Raw genomic sequence first — 16,598 nt, forward strand, 5'->3', positions numbered from 1 at the left:
ATGGCATGTGAATTCATTGAACACTCTCCCTTTCGGGCAGGGCGGGATTCCACTTTGTCGATGAATTAACCAAAGATAACCTCGCTACGAAAATCTCCTGACCATCCGGCACATTGTCGTTTGCCCGCTATGCTATCTTTTTTACCTTCATGCTGTTTCAGAACACTCAACGCGACTCGATTGAACAGCGCCATATGCGCCGCTCCTTCCGGGTCTTTCAGGTTCATCTCATCCTCTCTGAAAACCACATCCAATACCCAATGCAGTTGATTTTCTATACACCAATGCTCGCGTATCATTTGTGACGCTACCCGTGCGTCTACCGCCAACGAACTGACATACCAACGCGACTCTCTGTGTACCACCTTTCCCCGCTCACCACGTTCACTCACCACTTCTATTAACGTACGAATTGTCGGCCAGCGTTGTTTTAACTCCTCGGGAAGGTCCGCATCTATCTGCATCACCTGACGATATTCCGTCCGCCCATGCGCCTGATTATTTTCACTGTGCGTCGCCAGCCCTTCATCGTCATAACATGAAGAAAAACGCTGTTTAACAAATTCATACAGCTTTTTTTGGTTCCCTTTAATGCCGACGATAAACTCGCCTTTACGCTGACAGATAAGCTGCAATGTCTCCACCTGACAATGAAGAGCATCCAGCGTGACGGTGGCATTTTCCAGCGACAGACATTCAATAAGCTGGCGGGCCACTGGTCCTTCTTTACCTTTTCTTTCAGTAAGTTGTTGATACAACGCAATACCATTGCCAATGTCGTAAGCGCTGACGACATGCAGGGCTTGCGCTAAAAAGCCGTTGCCCGTTCCGCGAAGTGTTTTACCGTCAATTGCTATCTGTTTTCTGCCATTACCACTGCGACGTTCATTAATCCAGCTTAACAGTGCCGACATCAGGGACTGGCTATCTAATGCCTTGATAATATTGGCGATACAATGACGTTTTGGAATACCATTAGCAAAAGGAGAATGCTGTCTCAGCCACGGGAGTTGGCACTCACCGAATTGCTGTATGGCTTTCCAACCCGATGCGCCGCTGAGCACGGCAGCAAAGGTGAGGAAAATGACGTCCATCAATTCATGCTTTTTATTCGTCTCGCAGCGAGGGTCGGGTATTTCATTGATATAATTAAAGATGGTCATTGTCTTTCACTGAGTGTTGGGGGGAGATAAAACTCAGATCAATGAAATCGAAATAAGTTCTCTATTTCAATAAGTAAAGTGGGATCCCACCCTGCCCTTTCGGGAGAGTGTGATACGGTGAACATGAATGCACTATTCATAGATTGAAACCGCTATCGTGAGAAATCAAAAATGTAGCGAGTCTGTTTTAGACTTCTACAAATGTGCAAACATAGATGTATTGACCGTCTGCCCCCTTGTTTAAATCGCCAGGTATTTTTTTATATCCGTAGGGTGCATTGATGTCGGCATTATTTCCGCCTATGACGGTGGTTTTTTTGATTGCTGTATCAAGGTGATAATCCTCTTTTTTATAGCAAAGGTAAATATAAGCGCCATCTGCGCCTTTATTAAGATCTTGCGGTAACTTTATATAACCTGTGGGGGTTTTTTCATCATTGTAAATGATCTGAATATTCGTGATGGCTTGTTTAGGGTTGTCAGAAATCCATTCTTGTTCATGATAGCAAAGATAAATAAAATCTCCGTCAGAGCCTTTGTTTAAATCATAGGGGATTTTAGTATAGCCAGACGGTGGGGTAATTGTTGAACTGCCACCGGTAATGACTATTAGTTCATCAATATAGTTTGGATTTATTTTATATTTAGCGGATTGTTCTGGTGCCCAAACGGTATTGTAGTGTGATGCCATTGCATTGGCTTGTTGTTCATTCTCACACAGTAGCCAAATTTCTTCCATTGGCATTGTAGGGACGAAATCCACAAAGTCTGGTGATGAACCCACACTGTCCACCCATTTCTGATAGCCTTCTTTGCCAGTAAAAACCCCGCTTGCTAAACTACCATTACCGCCAAGTACCTCCTGATGCGATGTTGAATACTGCGAAAAACTGGAGATGGATTCACCGTATTTTGTGCGATTTTCTGCACTTAATTGGCCGGTTAACCCTTCGTAGCTGGCTTGGGCGACCGTGGAAATAGAGTAATCTCGCTTGACACTGAGTTTATCTGTTGATGAGGCGAGTGTGGCGCGCGCGCCCATCACTATACCTGTTAAAAAATGGCTGCCGAACCTATTGAAAAACACACTAATCGCATCAGGGTTATTGGTATCCAGCTCATCTAACTGTTCTCTTATCTCTGCTTTCATAAGGCTCCGCAAGGATTTAAGAAAGGGCAATCGAAGAGACCAGAGGTTGATCGTTTGCTGAATGCGGGTGAATTCATTTTCGGCATTACGCAATGAATTTTCTTCATAATCGATTGACAATGATCCGCTAAAGAAATGGTAGCTCCCTTTCATGGTAACGCTTGTTGCCAGCTTACTTTGGTACTCTGTAATCGTTTTACCTGTGATATTTCTATAGCTTGAGCGATCCTCCTGTTGCACATCTACAACGTCTGGCACCTCAAATTCTGGCATGAAGGAAACCTTCTTCATGTTTGCATGAGCCCAATCAAACAGTTGGACAGTCCCACTGCTTACGGTTGCATATCCAGCATTCGGGATAAATGGATTATATCCCAGGCCAATCGCTTCGACACCGAGAAGAATATTTTCACTTAATGATGATTGTAGTCGTAGAAGTTTTAGACTGTGGTCGTTTGTATACTTCAGATTTCTTTTAGGAAAGGCAATGTTATCCATATCGATCTCCTGATTTAAAATAATTAATGTTCGCCAATACGGCAGCTTTATTCTTATTTATATTAGTTTGTTTTTGAAAGTGTGTTTTTTATTTCATGTGTGTTTAATGTTTTTATTTTATAGTTTACCCACCAAATAAATAGTGCGAATAATATTATTTTCTAAATATTTTTAACTGTGAATGAGTGTTCTTATTCCATTTTTTGTTCGGCGAAATGATAAATTTCCCTGCTTTACGAGGGGCGGAAGAGATCTATTTCAATCCTATAGCAAGCAACGCTGAGGACTGCATAAACGGTAAGTATCAAGAGAGTTGCTTGGTAGAGAGTAAATTAAATTGTGTAATTGCCTGTTTTTGATATGTTCAATCCAGCAATGGGGACAGATACATGAATGATATAAACAAACTGTGGGGTGACAAGGGTCTGTGGAGGAATACGATGTTGAAATGGATGGTCTACATAGCGCTGGGGCTGTTGGCGGGTTGCCAATCGGCTTCCTCGTTGAAAGAACAGAATAATTATGTGCTGGAGACCGCAGTGCAGTCGCGGGCGCAGGAGTCCCGTATCCGCTTTCTGGTGATTCACTATACGGCGGAAGACTTTGCCACCTCGCTGAATATTCTGACGGATGAGCATGTCAGCGCCCATTACCTGATTCCAGCACGTCCACCTTTGCAGCGCGGCAAGCCGCTTGCCTGGCAATTGGTGCCGGAATCTCAATCTGCCTGGCATGCGGGAGCCAGTAGCTGGCGCGGATTTAGTCGACTGAATAATTCTTCGATTGGTATTGAGATCGAAAACGCGGGCTACCAGCGCACGTTAGCAGGCTATACGTGGGAGCCGTTTACCGCTTCGCAGATTCAGCTTGTAACCGCGATCGCCCGCGATATTGTCGACCGCTATCAGATTGCCCCGCAGAACGTGGTGGCGCACAGCGATATTGCTCCGCAGCGCAAACAAGACCCCGGGCCGTTGTTCCCCTGGCAGGCGCTGGCGCAAGCAGGCATTGGTGCCTGGCCGGATGCGCAGCGGGTCGCGTTCTATTTAAATGGTCGACTGCCGATGCAGCCGGTGGATGAAACGGTTCTGCTGGAGAAACTGGGGCGTTATGGTTACTCGGTGCAGGACACGATGACGGCGCGTGAGAAGCGGCAGGTGATTGCCGCTTTCCAGATGCATTTCCGTCCTGAGAACTATCAAGGACAGCCCGATGCGCAGAGTGAAGCGATTGTCGACGCACTGCTGGAGAAATACGGTAGCCGCTAAACCGTTTCCTTCTCTGCCAGTTTCGCAATACGCGCCGCCATACCACGGAAGATAAACAGGTGAGCGGGCATCATCAGAAACCAGTAGACCAGCCCGTTGAACCCGGAAGGGTGCCAGCGGGCGCGGACGTCCACCGTTCGGTGGGTGCCCTTATCGGTGATGGTAAAGTTGAGTTTGCCCAGCCCCGGCGCTTTCATGCCGAAGAGCAGCACCAGCTGACGCTGTGGCTTGATCGAGATAACCTTCCAGCCGTCAATCTTGTCGCCCACTTCCAGTGTCGGACGCTCGGGGCGTCCATACGTGACGCCGTTGCCGCAGAGATCGTCCAGCCGGGCACGGATATTCCACAGCGTATTCGCGTAAAAATAGCCTTCTTTCCCGCCGACCTGCTGGATGACCCGCCAGAGCGCCTGACAGGACGCGGGCGTCTCCATTGTATGGCCCGCCTGTTTGGGGTAAAAGCCGTAATTGGGCTTCCAGCGTGCGCGGACCTCGGTGTCATCGCCCCAGTCTGCCTGCTGTACGCTCTCCATTTCGCTTTGCAACGTGAAGCGCACGGCGTCATCAAAGCTAATCAGCGTTTGTGGGATCAATGCCTGGAGTTCGCGGCCATCGGCCTGTAAATCGTGTTTTAACCCCTGAATCAGCGCGCGGGCGATGGAGGGGGGAACCGAGGTCACCAGATGCAAGAACCAGACGGACACCAGATGCGTCGGCATGGGGACGGGTATCAGTAATCTGCGCTTGCCGCTGATCTGAATGAAACGCTCGAACATGGTCTGGTAGCTGATGTATTCGGGGCCTGCGGCATCCATGATGCGGTTTTCTGTCGCGGGATGCTGCGCGATATTGATCAGATACACCAGCAGGTTTTCCAGCGCAATGGGGGATGATTTAGATCGCACCCAGCGCGGCGGCGTCAGTATCGGCAGGTTATAGACCATATCGCGCATGATCTCGAACGCCGCCGAACCGGTACCGATAATAATACCCGCACGCAGCTCTGTGACGGGAATGCCGCTGCTGCGTAAAACATCTCCCGTGATCTGGCGTGCCTGCATATGCGGCGAGGTATCGTCTTTCGCCTGAAGCGACCCCAGATAGATAATCTGCTTTACGCGGCTGGAGGCTAGTGCCAACAGCAGATTCATGGCGGTCATCCGCTCCCTCGCCACGAAGTCCGCGCCATCGCCCATGCTGTGCACCAGATAATAGAGTGTTTCCGCTCCCCACAGACCATCAGGCAGGCTTTCTGGCTTAGCGAGATCAACCTGTTGGCAATCGACGTCCGGCCAATTCCGTGACGCGAGGGATTCGGTATTCCGACCGGCAGCGATGACTCGGTTGCCTTGTTTGCTCAATCGTTCGGTTAAATGGCGACCAATGTAGCCAGTTGCGCCCAGAATCAGGATCGGGGCTGAGGGGGATGTCATGTGCCAGTGGCTCCACAGCAAAATATAACCATGGCTTACTATAATCGGGAAAAGGCAAATCTGGAAAAGACAAATCGGTAAAAGATGAATAGGGAAAGGGTAAAAAGCGATGAAAAATAGGGGATTAATACTCGCCTGAAACCACGCGTAATTTAACATGGCCTACCTGCCCGATAGCCGAGGCTACCGGGCAGAAGGGGGTAAAACGCGGGCGTATCAGGCCAGAACGGTGTCGCCTTGCAGCTGGCAACTACAGGCCAAAACATAGCCCTGTTCGATCTCGGCTGGTGTTAGCGTCATGGTACTGCTGGTGGTGTAATTACCGGATAGCACGCGGGTTTTACAGCTCCCGCAAACACCGGCGCGGCAGGCGGCGACAACCGGCACCTTATTGGCTTCAAGTGCGGCCAGCAGACTGATGCCTACCGGAACGCGCAGGTTTTTCAGCGGACGGCTGATGGTCAGCGTGAGCTGATCGGCATCTTCATCCAGTATTTCATCTGCCGGGCGGAACTGTTCTTTGAAGATGCGGTTTGAAGCAACGCCAAGCTGCTGACTCAGGGTTTCAATCTGGTTCATGTACGGGGCTGGGCCGCAGGTCATCACGGTGCGGCTGGCGATATCCGGCACGTGTTCGATCAGCAGGTCGCCGCTGATGCGTCCAGAGAGAAAACCGGGCGCAGCGTCAAACTCTGCCATTAGCGTCAGATGCAGTTGCTGCGGATAACGCTGCACCAGATCCTGCCATTCTTTGGCGAAGATCACCTGTAGCGGATTGCGCACGTTGAAAATAACGTGGATATCGGTTTGTGATTTGTTTGCCAGCAGCCAGCGGCACATCGACATAATCGGCGTGACACCGCAGCCTGCCGCCGCCATCAGGTAGCGATCGCTGACGGCGTTGGCGCAGGTAAACTCGCCCTGTGCATCGGACAGCCACAGATAGTCACCGACTTTCAGCGCTTGGGTCAGCCAGCGTGAACCGACACCATCGTCCAGTCTTCTTACCGTCAACGTGATAAAACGGCTGAGGCCCGGTGAAGACGAAATCGTATAAGCCCGTAGCGTCTCCGCGCTGTTGGCAATGCTGACTAACGCATACTGACCCGGCTGATACGGATAAAAATCATGATTAACCAGTGAAATCGTCCAGACATCAGGCGTTTCCTGAGTAATCGAGTGTACCTGCATGCGGTTAGAGCACAGCGGTGTCGGCCCAATCTGTAGTGCGGGCATGGTCATAATCAATCTCCATAACAAACGGGTACGGTGAAGCGTGTAAAAATGGCAGCCCATAAGACAGTGGGCTTAGCGTGAGGCATCAATGCCGACACCTCACGCTGCGTGACGAGGAACGCGCTCCTCCGTCCGCATTGATTCATCAAGCGGCCAGAATGGTGTTCATGTCCTGTTCAACGGTGGTAATTGCCCGCATACCGAATTTGTCGTTCAGAATGGCAAGCAGGTTGTCCGTCAGGAAGCCTGGAGCCGTCGGCCCGGTGTAGATATTCTTCACGCCGAGGGACAGCAGGGTGAGCAGGATGACAATCGCTTTCTGTTCAAACCAGGACAGCACCAGACTCAGCGGCAGGTCGTTCACGCCACAGCCCAATTTTTCCGCCAGTTTCACGGCCAGAATAATTGCCGCATAGGCGTCATTACATTGGCCGACATCCAGCAGACGTGGCAGGCCTTCCAACGTACCGAAGTCCAGTTTGTTGAAACGGTATTTACCGCAGGCCAGCGTCATAATCAGGCAGTCTTGCGGAACGTTCAGCGTAAAGTCAGTGAAGTAGCTACGTTCTTCACGGCTACCGTCACATCCACCAACGAGGAAGACGTGGCGCAGTTTTTTCTGAGCTACCAGATCGATGACAGTATCAGCGGCGCTCAGCAGCGTTTCACGACCAAAGCCGACGGTGATCATGTGTTCGATTTCGCTGTATGGGAAACCAGCCAGACCCTGCGCCTGTTCGATAACCGGGCTGAAATCGTCGCCTTCGAGGTGGTTCACGCCCGGCCAGCCAACGATGCTGCGCGTCCAGATGCGGTCGCCATAGTTGCCCACGTTTGGATCGATAATGCAGTTGGAGGTCATGACGATCGCGCCAGGGAATTTGGCAAACTCAGTCTGCTGGTTTTGCCAGCCGCTGCCGTAGTTACCTGCCAGATGCGTGAATTTTTTCAGCTCTGGATAACCGTGTGCAGGCAGCATTTCGCCGTGGGTATAAATATTCACGCCAGTGCCTTCGGTTTGCTCCAGCAGCATGCGCAGGTCTTTCAGGTCATGGCCGGAAATCAGAATCGCTTTACCCGCAATCGGGCGGACGTTAACGGAGGTCGGCTGTGGATGACCGTAAGCATTGGTTTCGCCATGGTCGAGGATCGCCATAACGTTGAAGTTCATTTTACCGATACCCATTGCGTTGTTCAGCAGGGTGTCAACATCGGATGGCTGCGTGCCCAGCCATGCCATGAAGGCATGATATTCGGCATAAATCGCGTTGTCATACTGACCGAGAACGTGGGCGTGTTCCATGTAGGCCGCCGCGCCTTTAAGGCCGTAAAGGTTTAGCATGCGCAAGCCGTGAACGTCGTCACCCACGCTGGCTTTATCGCTGTCCAGCGCAAAATCCGCTGCCTGTTGCAGCAAGGTCGGAATATCGTTGCCAGCCAGTTGCAGGGCTGCCATTGGGTGATCCACGGTCGCGGTGGCATCGTGCAGACGGCAGCGAACAGCCAGAGACTCACGCAGTGTAATGGCTTCCTGTGCGTAGCCAATAATGCGTTGGGAATCGAAGTTAACGTTGGTCAACGTCGAGAAGAAGGCGCGTGGCGCAAAGTTGTCGACATCGTGATCGATGATGTCCAGCTCGCGCGCTTTCAGCGCCCAGGCAGAAAGCCCTTGCAGCACCGCAACCAGCAGGTCTTGCAGATCGGAGGTTTCTGCGGTTTTGCCGCACATGCCCTGCGCGTAAGAGCAGCCGTTTCCAACAGGGGTACGAATCGTTTGTTCACATTGCACACAAAACATAATGACTTCCTTTTTAAGTTGCATTTTAAATGCTTGTTTAAAGCATAGTGTTAGCCGAGGCAGGTAAAAAGGCTTTTTTACTGCAACTTTAGGTAAATTTGATTTAGCGCAAGTTTGGTGATGGGCAATGAAAATCACTCTCAATCACGGGGGATATGTGAGGTAAAAGGCGACCATTAAGTAAAATATACTCTAATCATCCCGATGAGATTATACAGGTAAGTATTCGGGTAACTGACAGCTCAGAGGTAGCGTTAAACGCGGTTTGCCGCAGATTCAGCGGGCGAGGCACGCGTAAGTGTGCTGAGTCGTGTAACCAACGAACATGCAACTTGAAGTATGACGAGTTTAAATCCCTTGTGTGGAATGAATAACGTACAAGGTAGCCAGATGATCTACACTACACGCGATGACAGCCGAAACCCGCAGGCAGCCGCTACAGGAGAGAAAGATGCATCTGGAAAGTATTGAAATCCTGGGATTTAGGGGAATCAATCGTCTGTCGCTGATGCTGGACGAGAATAACGTACTGATTGGTGAGAACGCGTGGGGGAAATCAAGCCTGTTGGATGCGCTCTCGCTGTTGCTGGCACCGACGTTACCGCTTTATCACTTTGATATGCAGGACTTTCACTTCACACCGGGGGATGAAAATAGTCGGGAAAAACACCTTCAGATTATTTTTACGTTCTGCGAAACCGCACCCGGCCACCATTTAGCCCCTCGCTATCGTTCACTTAGTCCCGTCTGGGTGGAGGGCGAAGCATCGCTATGTCGTATTTTTTATCGGCTGGAGGGGGAAGTAGATGAAAGCCAGTCGGTCTTCACCTGGCGCAGTTTTCTAGGCGCAGATGGGCACCCGATACCGCTGGAGGATATTGATGAGCTGGCCAGAGAGATTATTCGCCTGCATCCGGTGCTACGGCTGCGCGATGCGCGTTTTATGCGACGTCTGCGCTCCGGGACGCTGGCGGCAACATTAGATAATAGTAATGAAAAGCTGGCGCAGCAGTTTGAGCAACTGATGCGCGAACTGGTGCAAAATCCGCAGAAGCTGACGGATAAAGAACTGCGTCAGGGGTTGGTGGCGATGCGGCAACTGCTGGAGCACTATTTTTCCGAGCAGAACGCCACGGGCAACGACCGACGTCATCATCAGCATGCGCGAGCGCATAACGGTAAATCGTGGCGATCGCTGGACAACATCAACCGTCTGATTGCCGATCCAAATAGCCGTAGCCGCCGAATTATCCTGCTGGAGCTGTTTTCCACATTATTGCAAGCGAAAGGATCCGTGGTGCTGGATCCTCATGCTCGCCCGCTGTTGTTGATTGAAGACCCCGAAACCCGACTACACCCGATTATGCTGTCGGTAGCGTGGGGGCTTCTGACGCAATTGCCGCTTCAGAAAGTCACCACAACGAACTCGGGAGAGCTGCTGTCGCTGGTTCCGATGGAACAGGTGTGCCGTCTGGTGCGGGAATCTTCACGGGTTGCGACGTACCGCATTGGCCGTCAGGGGATGAATGCGGAAGACAGTCGACGTATTGCGTTTCATATTCGTATGAATCGGCCTTCTTCACTCTTCGCCCGCTGCTGGCTGCTGGTGGAAGGTGAAACCGAAGTCTGGATGCTGAATGAACTGGCGCGCCAATGTGGGCATCATTTTGAAGCTGAGGGAGTGAAAGTGATTGAGTTTGCCCAGTCCGGGCTGCGGCCATTGCTGAGATTCGCACGTCGTATGGGGATTGAATGGCATGTACTGGTTGATGGTGATGATGCGGGGAAAAAATATGCCGCGACGGCAAAAAGCATGTTAACCGCACATGATGAGAGCGATCGCGATCATTTGACCGTCTTGCCCGCATCGGACATGGAACACTACATGTATCGTGAGGGATTCAGTCACGTTTATCACCGCACCGCGCAGTTGCCGGAGAAAGTGCCGCTATCGATGCACAAAATCATCATCAAAGCTATCCATCGTTCATCTAAACCCGACCTGGCAATTGAAGTGGCGATGGAAGCCGCAGCGATGGGCAGTGAGGCCATTCCACCGCTCATTCGCAGCATGTTCTCCCGCGTGCTGTGGCTGGCTCGCGGACGGGCGGATTAGTGTAAACATATGCTCTAACGAGTATAAATAAAAATGCCGTTCAGTCTAACGAACGGCATTTGTCGCATTATAGTTGTTTTACAGTTTAGCGTAGCGCGTTCTGAGTAGACGTGTAGGGTGTTGAAGGGGTCAGGATGCGGTCTTGGCGATTTGCGGGACGATCAGGCACGCATGATTGCCTTTCGGCCCTTGATGAACATCAAACCTGACAACCTGTCCGGCTTTCAGAGTCCGGTAGCCATCCATTTGAATGGTTGAGTAGTGCGCGAAAATATCGTCACCGCCCCCTTCTGGGCAGATAAAACCAAACCCTTTGGCATTATTGAACCATTTAACAGTACCTGTCTCCATGCATTGACATCCTTCGCAAGAGTATTCTTTTCAGTAAGGTGTGGTTATTTGGTTACTACGAATACGAATTGATTAAAACCCTATCAATTCACCCGTACACTTTAGTGAAATCGATCCCGGCGTCAAGCGATCCACTGCGCGGTGAGGAGGGCAGTTTGCCAAAGTTTGATGCAGATAACGCTATTGATGAATCTACGATCTCGTTGCGTCATCAAGATATCGGTTACAGACATTGAATTTTGCTTTCCAGGAACCATTTAATCCCTCAGGTGGTAAAATAAAAAGCAGACGTGCTACTGTAAATGCAGAGATGCTCGTAATGCCGATCGTTTAAGGATCGAGATATCGGGGTTACTCTTGCCTCTCGAATCTAGTGGGAATAAACAGACCAATGTCGTGAATCGCGATATTCGTTACATGATGTGGGTAGATAATGGGAAACAACAGTACGTGGTCACAATCTGAGAACCTGACCGCCGATAAACAGAAAGAAAAATTGCAGCCGCCTTCCATGTATAACGTGGTGTTGAATAACGATGATTACACCCCGATGGAATTTGTTATTGACGTTCTGCAAAAGTTCTTTTCTTATGATATTGAACGTGCCACGCAGCTTATGTTAACTGTGCATTATCAGGGTAAAGCGATTTGTGGCGTATTCAGCGCTGAAGTGGCTGAGACCAAGGTCGTACAAGTCAATCGTTATGCCAGAGAAAACGAGCACCCGCTGCTCTGTACGCTGGAAAAAGCCTGAAGTCAGGCGATTTATTGGGAGAGGTGCCTATGCTCAATCAAGAACTGGAACTCAGTCTCAACATGGCTTTCGCCAGAGCGCGTGAGCACCGACACGAGTTTATGACCGTGGAGCACCTGCTGTTGGCTTTGCTCAGTAACCCAGCCGCCCGTGAAGCATTAGAAGCCTGCACGGTAGATTTAGCCGCGCTGCGTCAAGAGCTGGAAGCGTTCATTGAGCAAACCACACCAACATTACCGCAGGGTGACGACGAGCGCGAAACGCAACCCACGCTCAGCTTCCAGCGCGTGCTCCAACGCGCCGTCTTCCATGTGCAGTCCTCCGGCCGCAGCGAAGTGTCTGGTGCCAACGTTCTGGTCGCGATTTTTAGCGAACAGGAATCTCAGGCTGCCTACCTGCTGCGCAAGCATGACGTTAGCCGTCTGGATGTCGTGAACTTTATTTCTCACGGCACGCGTAAAGAAGAATCCGACCAAGCGCCGAGCGCTGAAAGTCCCGTCAATGAAGAACAGGCAGGAGGGGAAGATCGTATGGAAAACTTCACCACCAATCTGAATCAACTGGCTCGCGTTGGCGGTATCGATCCGCTCATTGGCCGGGATAAAGAACTGGAGCGCACGATTCAGGTGCTGTGCCGCCGTCGTAAAAATAATCCGCTGCTGGTCGGCGAATCTGGCGTCGGTAAAACCGCGATTGCTGAAGGGCTGGCCTGGCGTATTGTGCAGGGCGATGTACCAGAAGTGATGGCGGAGTGCACCCTGTACTCGCTGGACATCGGCGCGCTGCTGGCAGGCACCAAATACCGTGGTGATTTTGAAAAACGCTTCAAGGCACTGTTGAAACAGTTGGAGCAGGATAAAAACAGTATTCTGTTCATTGATGAAATCCACACGATTATCGGTGCTGGCGCGGCGTCCGGTGGTCAGGTCGATGCGGCTAATTTGATTAAACCACTGCTTTCCAGCGGCAAGATTCGCGTTATCGGCTCGACCACCTATCAGGAATTCAGCAATATCTTTGAAAAGGATCGGGCGCTGGCGCGTCGTTTCCAGAAAATCGATATCACTGAACCGAGCGTGGAAGAAACCATACAAATCATTAATGGTCTGAAGCCGAAATATGAGGCTCACCATGATGTTCGCTATACGTCGAAAGCAGTTCGTGCCGCGGTAGAACTGGCCGTGAAATACATCAATGACCGCCACCTGCCGGATAAAGCGATTGATGTGATCGATGAAGCGGGTGCGCGCAGCCGTCTGATGCCGGTCAGCAAACGCAAGAAAACGGTCAATGTGAGTGATATTGAGTCCGTTGTCGCCCGCATCGCCCGTATTCCAGAAAAAACCGTCTCCGCCAGCGATCGCGATGTGCTGAAAAATCTCAGTGATCGCTTGAAAATGCTGGTGTTTGGGCAGGACAATGCAATCGAAGCGCTGTCCGAGTCTATCAAGATGAGTCGTGCAGGGCTGGGTCAGGAGCGTAAACCGGTCGGTTCCTTCCTGTTCGCGGGTCCTACCGGCGTCGGTAAGACGGAAGTGACGTTACAGCTGGCCAAAGCGCTGGATATTGAACTACTGCGCTTTGATATGTCCGAATATATGGAGCGCCATACGGTTAGCCGCTTGATTGGCGCGCCTCCGGGCTATGTGGGCTACGATCAGGGCGGCCTGCTGACGGATGCGGTGATTAAGCATCCTCATGCGGTACTGTTGTTGGATGAGATCGAAAAAGCGCATCCTGACGTCTTTAACCTGCTGTTGCAGGTGATGGATAACGGTACGTTGACGGACAACAATGGCCGTAAAGCGGATTTCCGCAATGTCATTGTCGTCATGACCACCAATGCGGGCGTGCGGGAAACACAGCGTAAATCCATCGGCATCATCCATCAGGACAACAGTACTGATGCGATGGAAGAAATTAAGAAGGTGTTTACGCCGGAGTTCCGTAACCGTCTGGACGGCATTATCTGGTTCAACCATCTGTCGACCGATGTCATTCAGCAGGTTGTCGATAAGTTTATCGTAGAACTTCAGGCGCAGCTGGATGCGAAAGGCGTGTCGCTGGAAGTGAGCGATGAAGCGCGCGACTGGCTGGCAGAGAAAGGCTATGACAAAGCAATGGGTGCCCGACCAATGGCACGCGTGATGCAGGAAAGTCTCAAGAAACCGCTGGCCAACGAGCTGCTGTTTGGTTCGCTGGTGGACGGGGGTTCTGTGACGGTGGAACTGGATAAAGAAACGCAACAGCTGACGTATGGCTTCGTGAGTGCGCAGAAGCGAAAAGCAGAAAGCGTTAATTAATCAATATTCTGTGTTATCTAAGAGGGATGCTGAGGCATCCCTTTTTTATTGGGTCGCCGACCGCTTTGGGTGCGCTATTTCGCATCATGGCCCAGTTAAAAGTACGATTCTTGGATCTTTTCGGATAGGCCAAGATTTTGCACAATCATGACTACCGAGTCGTCGGCCCTGTGCGCTGTCGCTGGCGTGCGGCTGTCTCTCTTCTCTTTCATCCTATCTCGTTTTGGAGTTCTCTATGAGCCAACGTCTTGATTACTACAGCAAGTCTCCCGATGCCGCTAAAAAGTATCTGGAGTTTAATAATATTCTGCATAAGAAACCGTTTCTGGCTGAAATAGGCCATCTGGTTACGCTACGCGCTTCTCAACTTAACGGCTGTGCATTTTGCGTTGATATGCACGTTAAAGAAGCCAAGATTCATGGGGAGCGCGAGCTACGCCTGCATCATGTGGCTGTCTGGCGTGAATCACCGCTTTTCTCCCCGCGCGAGCGTGCTGCGCTTGAGTGGACAGAAGTGCTGACTCATCTTCCGCCTCACGGCGTGCCTGACGAGGTATTTATGCGCGTTCGTGAACAGCTGTCAGAAGAAGATCTAGCTGACTTATCTTTCATGATTATCGCGATTAATGGCTGGAATCGTCTGGGCGTCGCGTTTCAGGTCGTTCCCGGCTCCGCAGATAAGCTGTACGGGCTGGAAAAAGCCAATCTGAGCTAATTAGCTCCCGTGTTGTTCAAGCTCGGCAAGGAGCAACGTGGCAAGCCGTTCCGGTTCTGCCATCGTGGCGCAGTTGGTGAAACTGACGAGTAGCGCGTTATCACCATTTCCTGATACTGCCCAGCGTGATAGCGGTTGAACGGCAATACCCTGAGCCAGCAGGCGGTCGGCAAGCTGCCGATCGCGAATGCTATTCGGTAGGCGTAACACTAAGTGCATCCCGCCGGGCTGCGAATCGATGTGTACACGGTTCCCCAAAATACCTTGTAGCGCAGCGATGGTGGCGGTGCGACGTTCTGCATAAAGGCGTCGCGTGCGCTGAATGTGCCGGGCAAAATGGCCTTCAGCGATGAAGCTGGCAACGATAGATTGCGTTATCGTTGGCGATGCGGAAGCGAAGAAAATTCGGCTGATGTGTTCAAAGGTGGCAATCTGTGCCTGCGGGACAACCAAATAAGCCAACCGAATCCCCGGGAATAACACCTTGCTGAAGGTGCCCGCATACAGAACCCGCCCATTGCGATCCAGGCTGGCGAGCGCTGGGAGCGGGCGACTGACGTAACGATATTCCCCATCATAATCATCCTCCACTACCCAGGCGTGCTGCTCCGTTGCCCACTGCAATAATGCCTGTCGCCGAGGGAGCGATAGCGACATCGACAGAGGACTTTGATGTGCGGGAGTGACAACGGCCATACTGGCGTCATTCGCCAGCGCGATGCCGCGCTCCACGTTAAGTCCTTCACGATCGACGGTTACCGGAACCGGACATAAGTCAGATTGTGACAGCAACTGGCGAGTGGGGGGATAGCCAGGATCTTCAACCCAGACGCGCTGCCCAGATTTCAGCAAGGCTAGCGCTGCGAGTTGCAAATTAGCGCGCCAACCTGAGGTGATGAATACCTGATTTGCAGTACAGTCAATGCCACGTGCCACTTGCAGATAAGAAGCGATAGCGTTTCTTAGCGCTGGCAAGCCATAAGGTGCAGGGTAATCCCAATCCGGTAATTGCATGCTGCGAAGATAGCGTGCGCCAAGTCGAGCCCAGAGTTTGCGCGGAAAGGCATCAAAAGCGGGAACCCCCATTTGAAACGGCAACAGCTGCGATGGACGCCACAGTATGTTCTGTTCATCGTCTGGTGCTGAGGGGGATACCGTTGCATCGTTAGCAGGCGTTGGCGCTAAGGGTAAATCGGGATTCACAAGCGTTCCTGCTTGCCCGCGCGCCTGCAGATAACCTTCGGCAATCAGCAACGAGTAGGCCTGTTCTATTGTTCCGCGTGCGACGCCGAGCTCTTTCGCAAGCATACGTGCGGAAGGCAGACGGTCACCTGGAGACAATAGGCCTACGCTGATAGCCCGACGCACCCGCTCGTAAAGCTGCCGGTAAAGCGGCGTACCTTCCTGAAAGGAAAGGGGGAAAAATAGGGGAGAGTCAGGCTTCATAGGCGGAATCCATGACAAGCAGGCTGTTGACCTTAAAACGGCTGCCCCCCAAAAACAAAAGCCCTTGCCATGAAGGGAAGGGCTGGGGAGGGAGTCACATCCTCATATATCGCTAATAATAGCGATGAGCGAACCGGTTAACGGCTGCGGAAGACAATGCGGCCTTTACTCAGGTCGTACGGGGTTAACTCTACAGTGACTTTGTCACCCGTCAGGATGCGGATATAGTTTTTACGCATTTTACCGGAGATATGAGCGGTAACCACGTGCCCGTTTTCCAATTCAACGCGGAACATGGTGTTGGGCAGCGTATCAAGCACGGTGCCTTGCATTTCAATATTGTCTTCTTTGGCCATCGAATCCTCTA

The 16,598-nt window shown here is 51.3% G+C and carries 13 protein-coding genes; 5 read left to right on the plus strand and 8 right to left on the minus strand.

Features of this window, described 5'->3' with window-relative positions; translation table 11 throughout:
* Nucleotides 1–65: 65 nt before the first annotated feature.
* Complete coding sequence (locus tag JFY74_08825) at nt 66–1,163, minus strand: ISAs1 family transposase (protein ID QQG30107.1); 1,098 nt, start codon at nt 1,161–1,163, stop codon at nt 66–68.
* Between the two features lie 187 nt (nt 1,164–1,350).
* Nucleotides 1,351–2,811, minus strand: a complete 1,461-nt coding sequence (locus JFY74_08830) for a hypothetical protein (protein QQG30108.1) — start codon at nt 2,809–2,811, stop codon at nt 1,351–1,353.
* Between the two features lie 440 nt (nt 2,812–3,251).
* Between JFY74_08830 and JFY74_08835 the strand changes: the two genes are divergently transcribed.
* Nucleotides 3,252–4,079 carry an N-acetylmuramoyl-L-alanine amidase gene (locus tag JFY74_08835; GenBank protein QQG30492.1) on the plus strand — a complete coding sequence of 276 codons (828 nt, stop codon included), beginning with the start codon at nt 3,252–3,254 and terminating at the stop codon, nt 4,077–4,079.
* Here JFY74_08835 and JFY74_08840 read toward each other — a convergent pair.
* The 3 genes from JFY74_08840 to hcp all read right to left on the minus strand — a co-directional run bounded on the left by JFY74_08840 (nt 4,076) and on the right by hcp (nt 8,546).
* Nucleotides 4,076–5,512: a DUF2867 domain-containing protein gene (locus JFY74_08840; GenBank protein ID QQG30109.1), complete on the minus strand. Its 1,437-nt coding sequence runs from the start codon at nt 5,510–5,512 to the stop codon at nt 4,076–4,078. The two genes, JFY74_08835 and JFY74_08840, sit on opposite strands and share 4 nt — an antisense overlap.
* 216 nt (nt 5,513–5,728) lie before the next feature.
* Nucleotides 5,729–6,754 (minus strand): NADH oxidoreductase, encoded by a 1,026-nt coding sequence (gene hcr, locus JFY74_08845; GenBank protein QQG30110.1) that lies wholly within the window; start codon nt 6,752–6,754, stop codon nt 5,729–5,731.
* A 139-nt stretch (nt 6,755–6,893) separates the two neighbouring features.
* Complete coding sequence (gene hcp, locus JFY74_08850; GenBank protein ID QQG30111.1) at nt 6,894–8,546, minus strand: hydroxylamine reductase; 1,653 nt, start codon at nt 8,544–8,546, stop codon at nt 6,894–6,896.
* A gap of 451 nt (nt 8,547–8,997) precedes the next feature.
* On the opposite strand from hcp, the gene JFY74_08855 reads away from it, so the two are divergent.
* Entirely contained in the window at nt 8,998–10,662 is a 1,665-nt protein-coding gene (locus JFY74_08855; GenBank protein ID QQG30112.1) for an ATP-dependent endonuclease, read from the plus strand.
* 129 nt (nt 10,663–10,791) lie between these two features.
* Here JFY74_08855 and cspD read toward each other — a convergent pair whose 3' ends face one another.
* Nucleotides 10,792–11,013 carry a cold shock-like protein CspD gene (gene cspD / locus JFY74_08860; protein ID QQG30113.1) on the minus strand — a complete coding sequence of 74 codons (222 nt, stop codon included), beginning with the start codon at nt 11,011–11,013 and terminating at the stop codon, nt 10,792–10,794.
* 433 nt (nt 11,014–11,446) lie between these two features.
* Here cspD and clpS point away from each other — a divergent pair, with 433 nt between their 5' ends.
* The 3 genes from clpS (at nt 11,447) to JFY74_08875 (ending at nt 14,785) form a co-directional block, all read left to right on the plus strand.
* On the plus strand, nt 11,447–11,767 hold the full coding sequence (gene clpS / locus JFY74_08865) for an ATP-dependent Clp protease adapter ClpS (GenBank protein ID QQG30114.1): 321 nt from the start codon (nt 11,447–11,449) through the stop codon (nt 11,765–11,767).
* A gap of 29 nt (nt 11,768–11,796) precedes the next feature.
* Nucleotides 11,797–14,070, plus strand: a complete 2,274-nt coding sequence (clpA, locus tag JFY74_08870) for an ATP-dependent Clp protease ATP-binding subunit ClpA (GenBank protein QQG30115.1) — start codon at nt 11,797–11,799, stop codon at nt 14,068–14,070.
* A gap of 235 nt (nt 14,071–14,305) precedes the next feature.
* Nucleotides 14,306–14,785, plus strand: coding sequence for a carboxymuconolactone decarboxylase family protein (locus JFY74_08875; GenBank protein ID QQG30116.1), 480 nt, complete (start codon nt 14,306–14,308; stop codon nt 14,783–14,785).
* Here the strand turns inward: JFY74_08875 and JFY74_08880 are convergent, their stop codons facing one another.
* Nucleotides 14,786–16,231, minus strand: coding sequence for a PLP-dependent aminotransferase family protein (locus tag JFY74_08880; protein QQG30117.1), 1,446 nt, complete (start codon nt 16,229–16,231; stop codon nt 14,786–14,788).
* 137 nt (nt 16,232–16,368) lie between these two features.
* On the minus strand, nt 16,369–16,587 hold the full coding sequence (infA, locus tag JFY74_08885; GenBank protein QQG30118.1) for a translation initiation factor IF-1: 219 nt from the start codon (nt 16,585–16,587) through the stop codon (nt 16,369–16,371).
* Between the last annotated feature and the right edge of the window lie 11 nt (nt 16,588–16,598).

Origin of the sequence: Pectobacterium carotovorum, assembly GCA_016415585.1 — a bacterium.
Lineage (GTDB): Bacteria > Pseudomonadota > Gammaproteobacteria > Enterobacterales > Enterobacteriaceae > Pectobacterium > Pectobacterium carotovorum_K.

What these genes read in the sequence shown, in the direction of transcription:
- JFY74_08825 (QQG30107.1), bottom strand. Translation starts at nt 1,163, where the DNA reads ATGACCATCTTTAATTATATCAATGAAATACCCGACCCTCGCTGCGAG.
- JFY74_08830 (QQG30108.1), bottom strand. Translation starts at nt 2,811, where the DNA reads ATGGATAACATTGCCTTTCCTAAAAGAAATCTGAAGTATACAAACGAC.
- JFY74_08835 (QQG30492.1), top strand. Translation starts at nt 3,252, where the DNA reads ATGTTGAAATGGATGGTCTACATAGCGCTGGGGCTGTTGGCGGGTTGC.
- JFY74_08840 (QQG30109.1), bottom strand. Translation starts at nt 5,512, where the DNA reads ATGACATCCCCCTCAGCCCCGATCCTGATTCTGGGCGCAACTGGCTAC.
- hcr (QQG30110.1), bottom strand. Translation starts at nt 6,754, where the DNA reads ATGACCATGCCCGCACTACAGATTGGGCCGACACCGCTGTGCTCTAAC.
- hcp (QQG30111.1), bottom strand. Translation starts at nt 8,546, where the DNA reads ATGTTTTGTGTGCAATGTGAACAAACGATTCGTACCCCTGTTGGAAAC.
- JFY74_08855 (QQG30112.1), top strand. Translation starts at nt 8,998, where the DNA reads ATGCATCTGGAAAGTATTGAAATCCTGGGATTTAGGGGAATCAATCGT.
- cspD (QQG30113.1), bottom strand. Translation starts at nt 11,013, where the DNA reads ATGGAGACAGGTACTGTTAAATGGTTCAATAATGCCAAAGGGTTTGGT.
- clpS (QQG30114.1), top strand. Translation starts at nt 11,447, where the DNA reads ATGGGAAACAACAGTACGTGGTCACAATCTGAGAACCTGACCGCCGAT.
- clpA (QQG30115.1), top strand. Translation starts at nt 11,797, where the DNA reads ATGCTCAATCAAGAACTGGAACTCAGTCTCAACATGGCTTTCGCCAGA.
- JFY74_08875 (QQG30116.1), top strand. Translation starts at nt 14,306, where the DNA reads ATGAGCCAACGTCTTGATTACTACAGCAAGTCTCCCGATGCCGCTAAA.
- JFY74_08880 (QQG30117.1), bottom strand. Translation starts at nt 16,231, where the DNA reads ATGAAGCCTGACTCTCCCCTATTTTTCCCCCTTTCCTTTCAGGAAGGT.
- infA (QQG30118.1), bottom strand. Translation starts at nt 16,587, where the DNA reads ATGGCCAAAGAAGACAATATTGAAATGCAAGGCACCGTGCTTGATACG.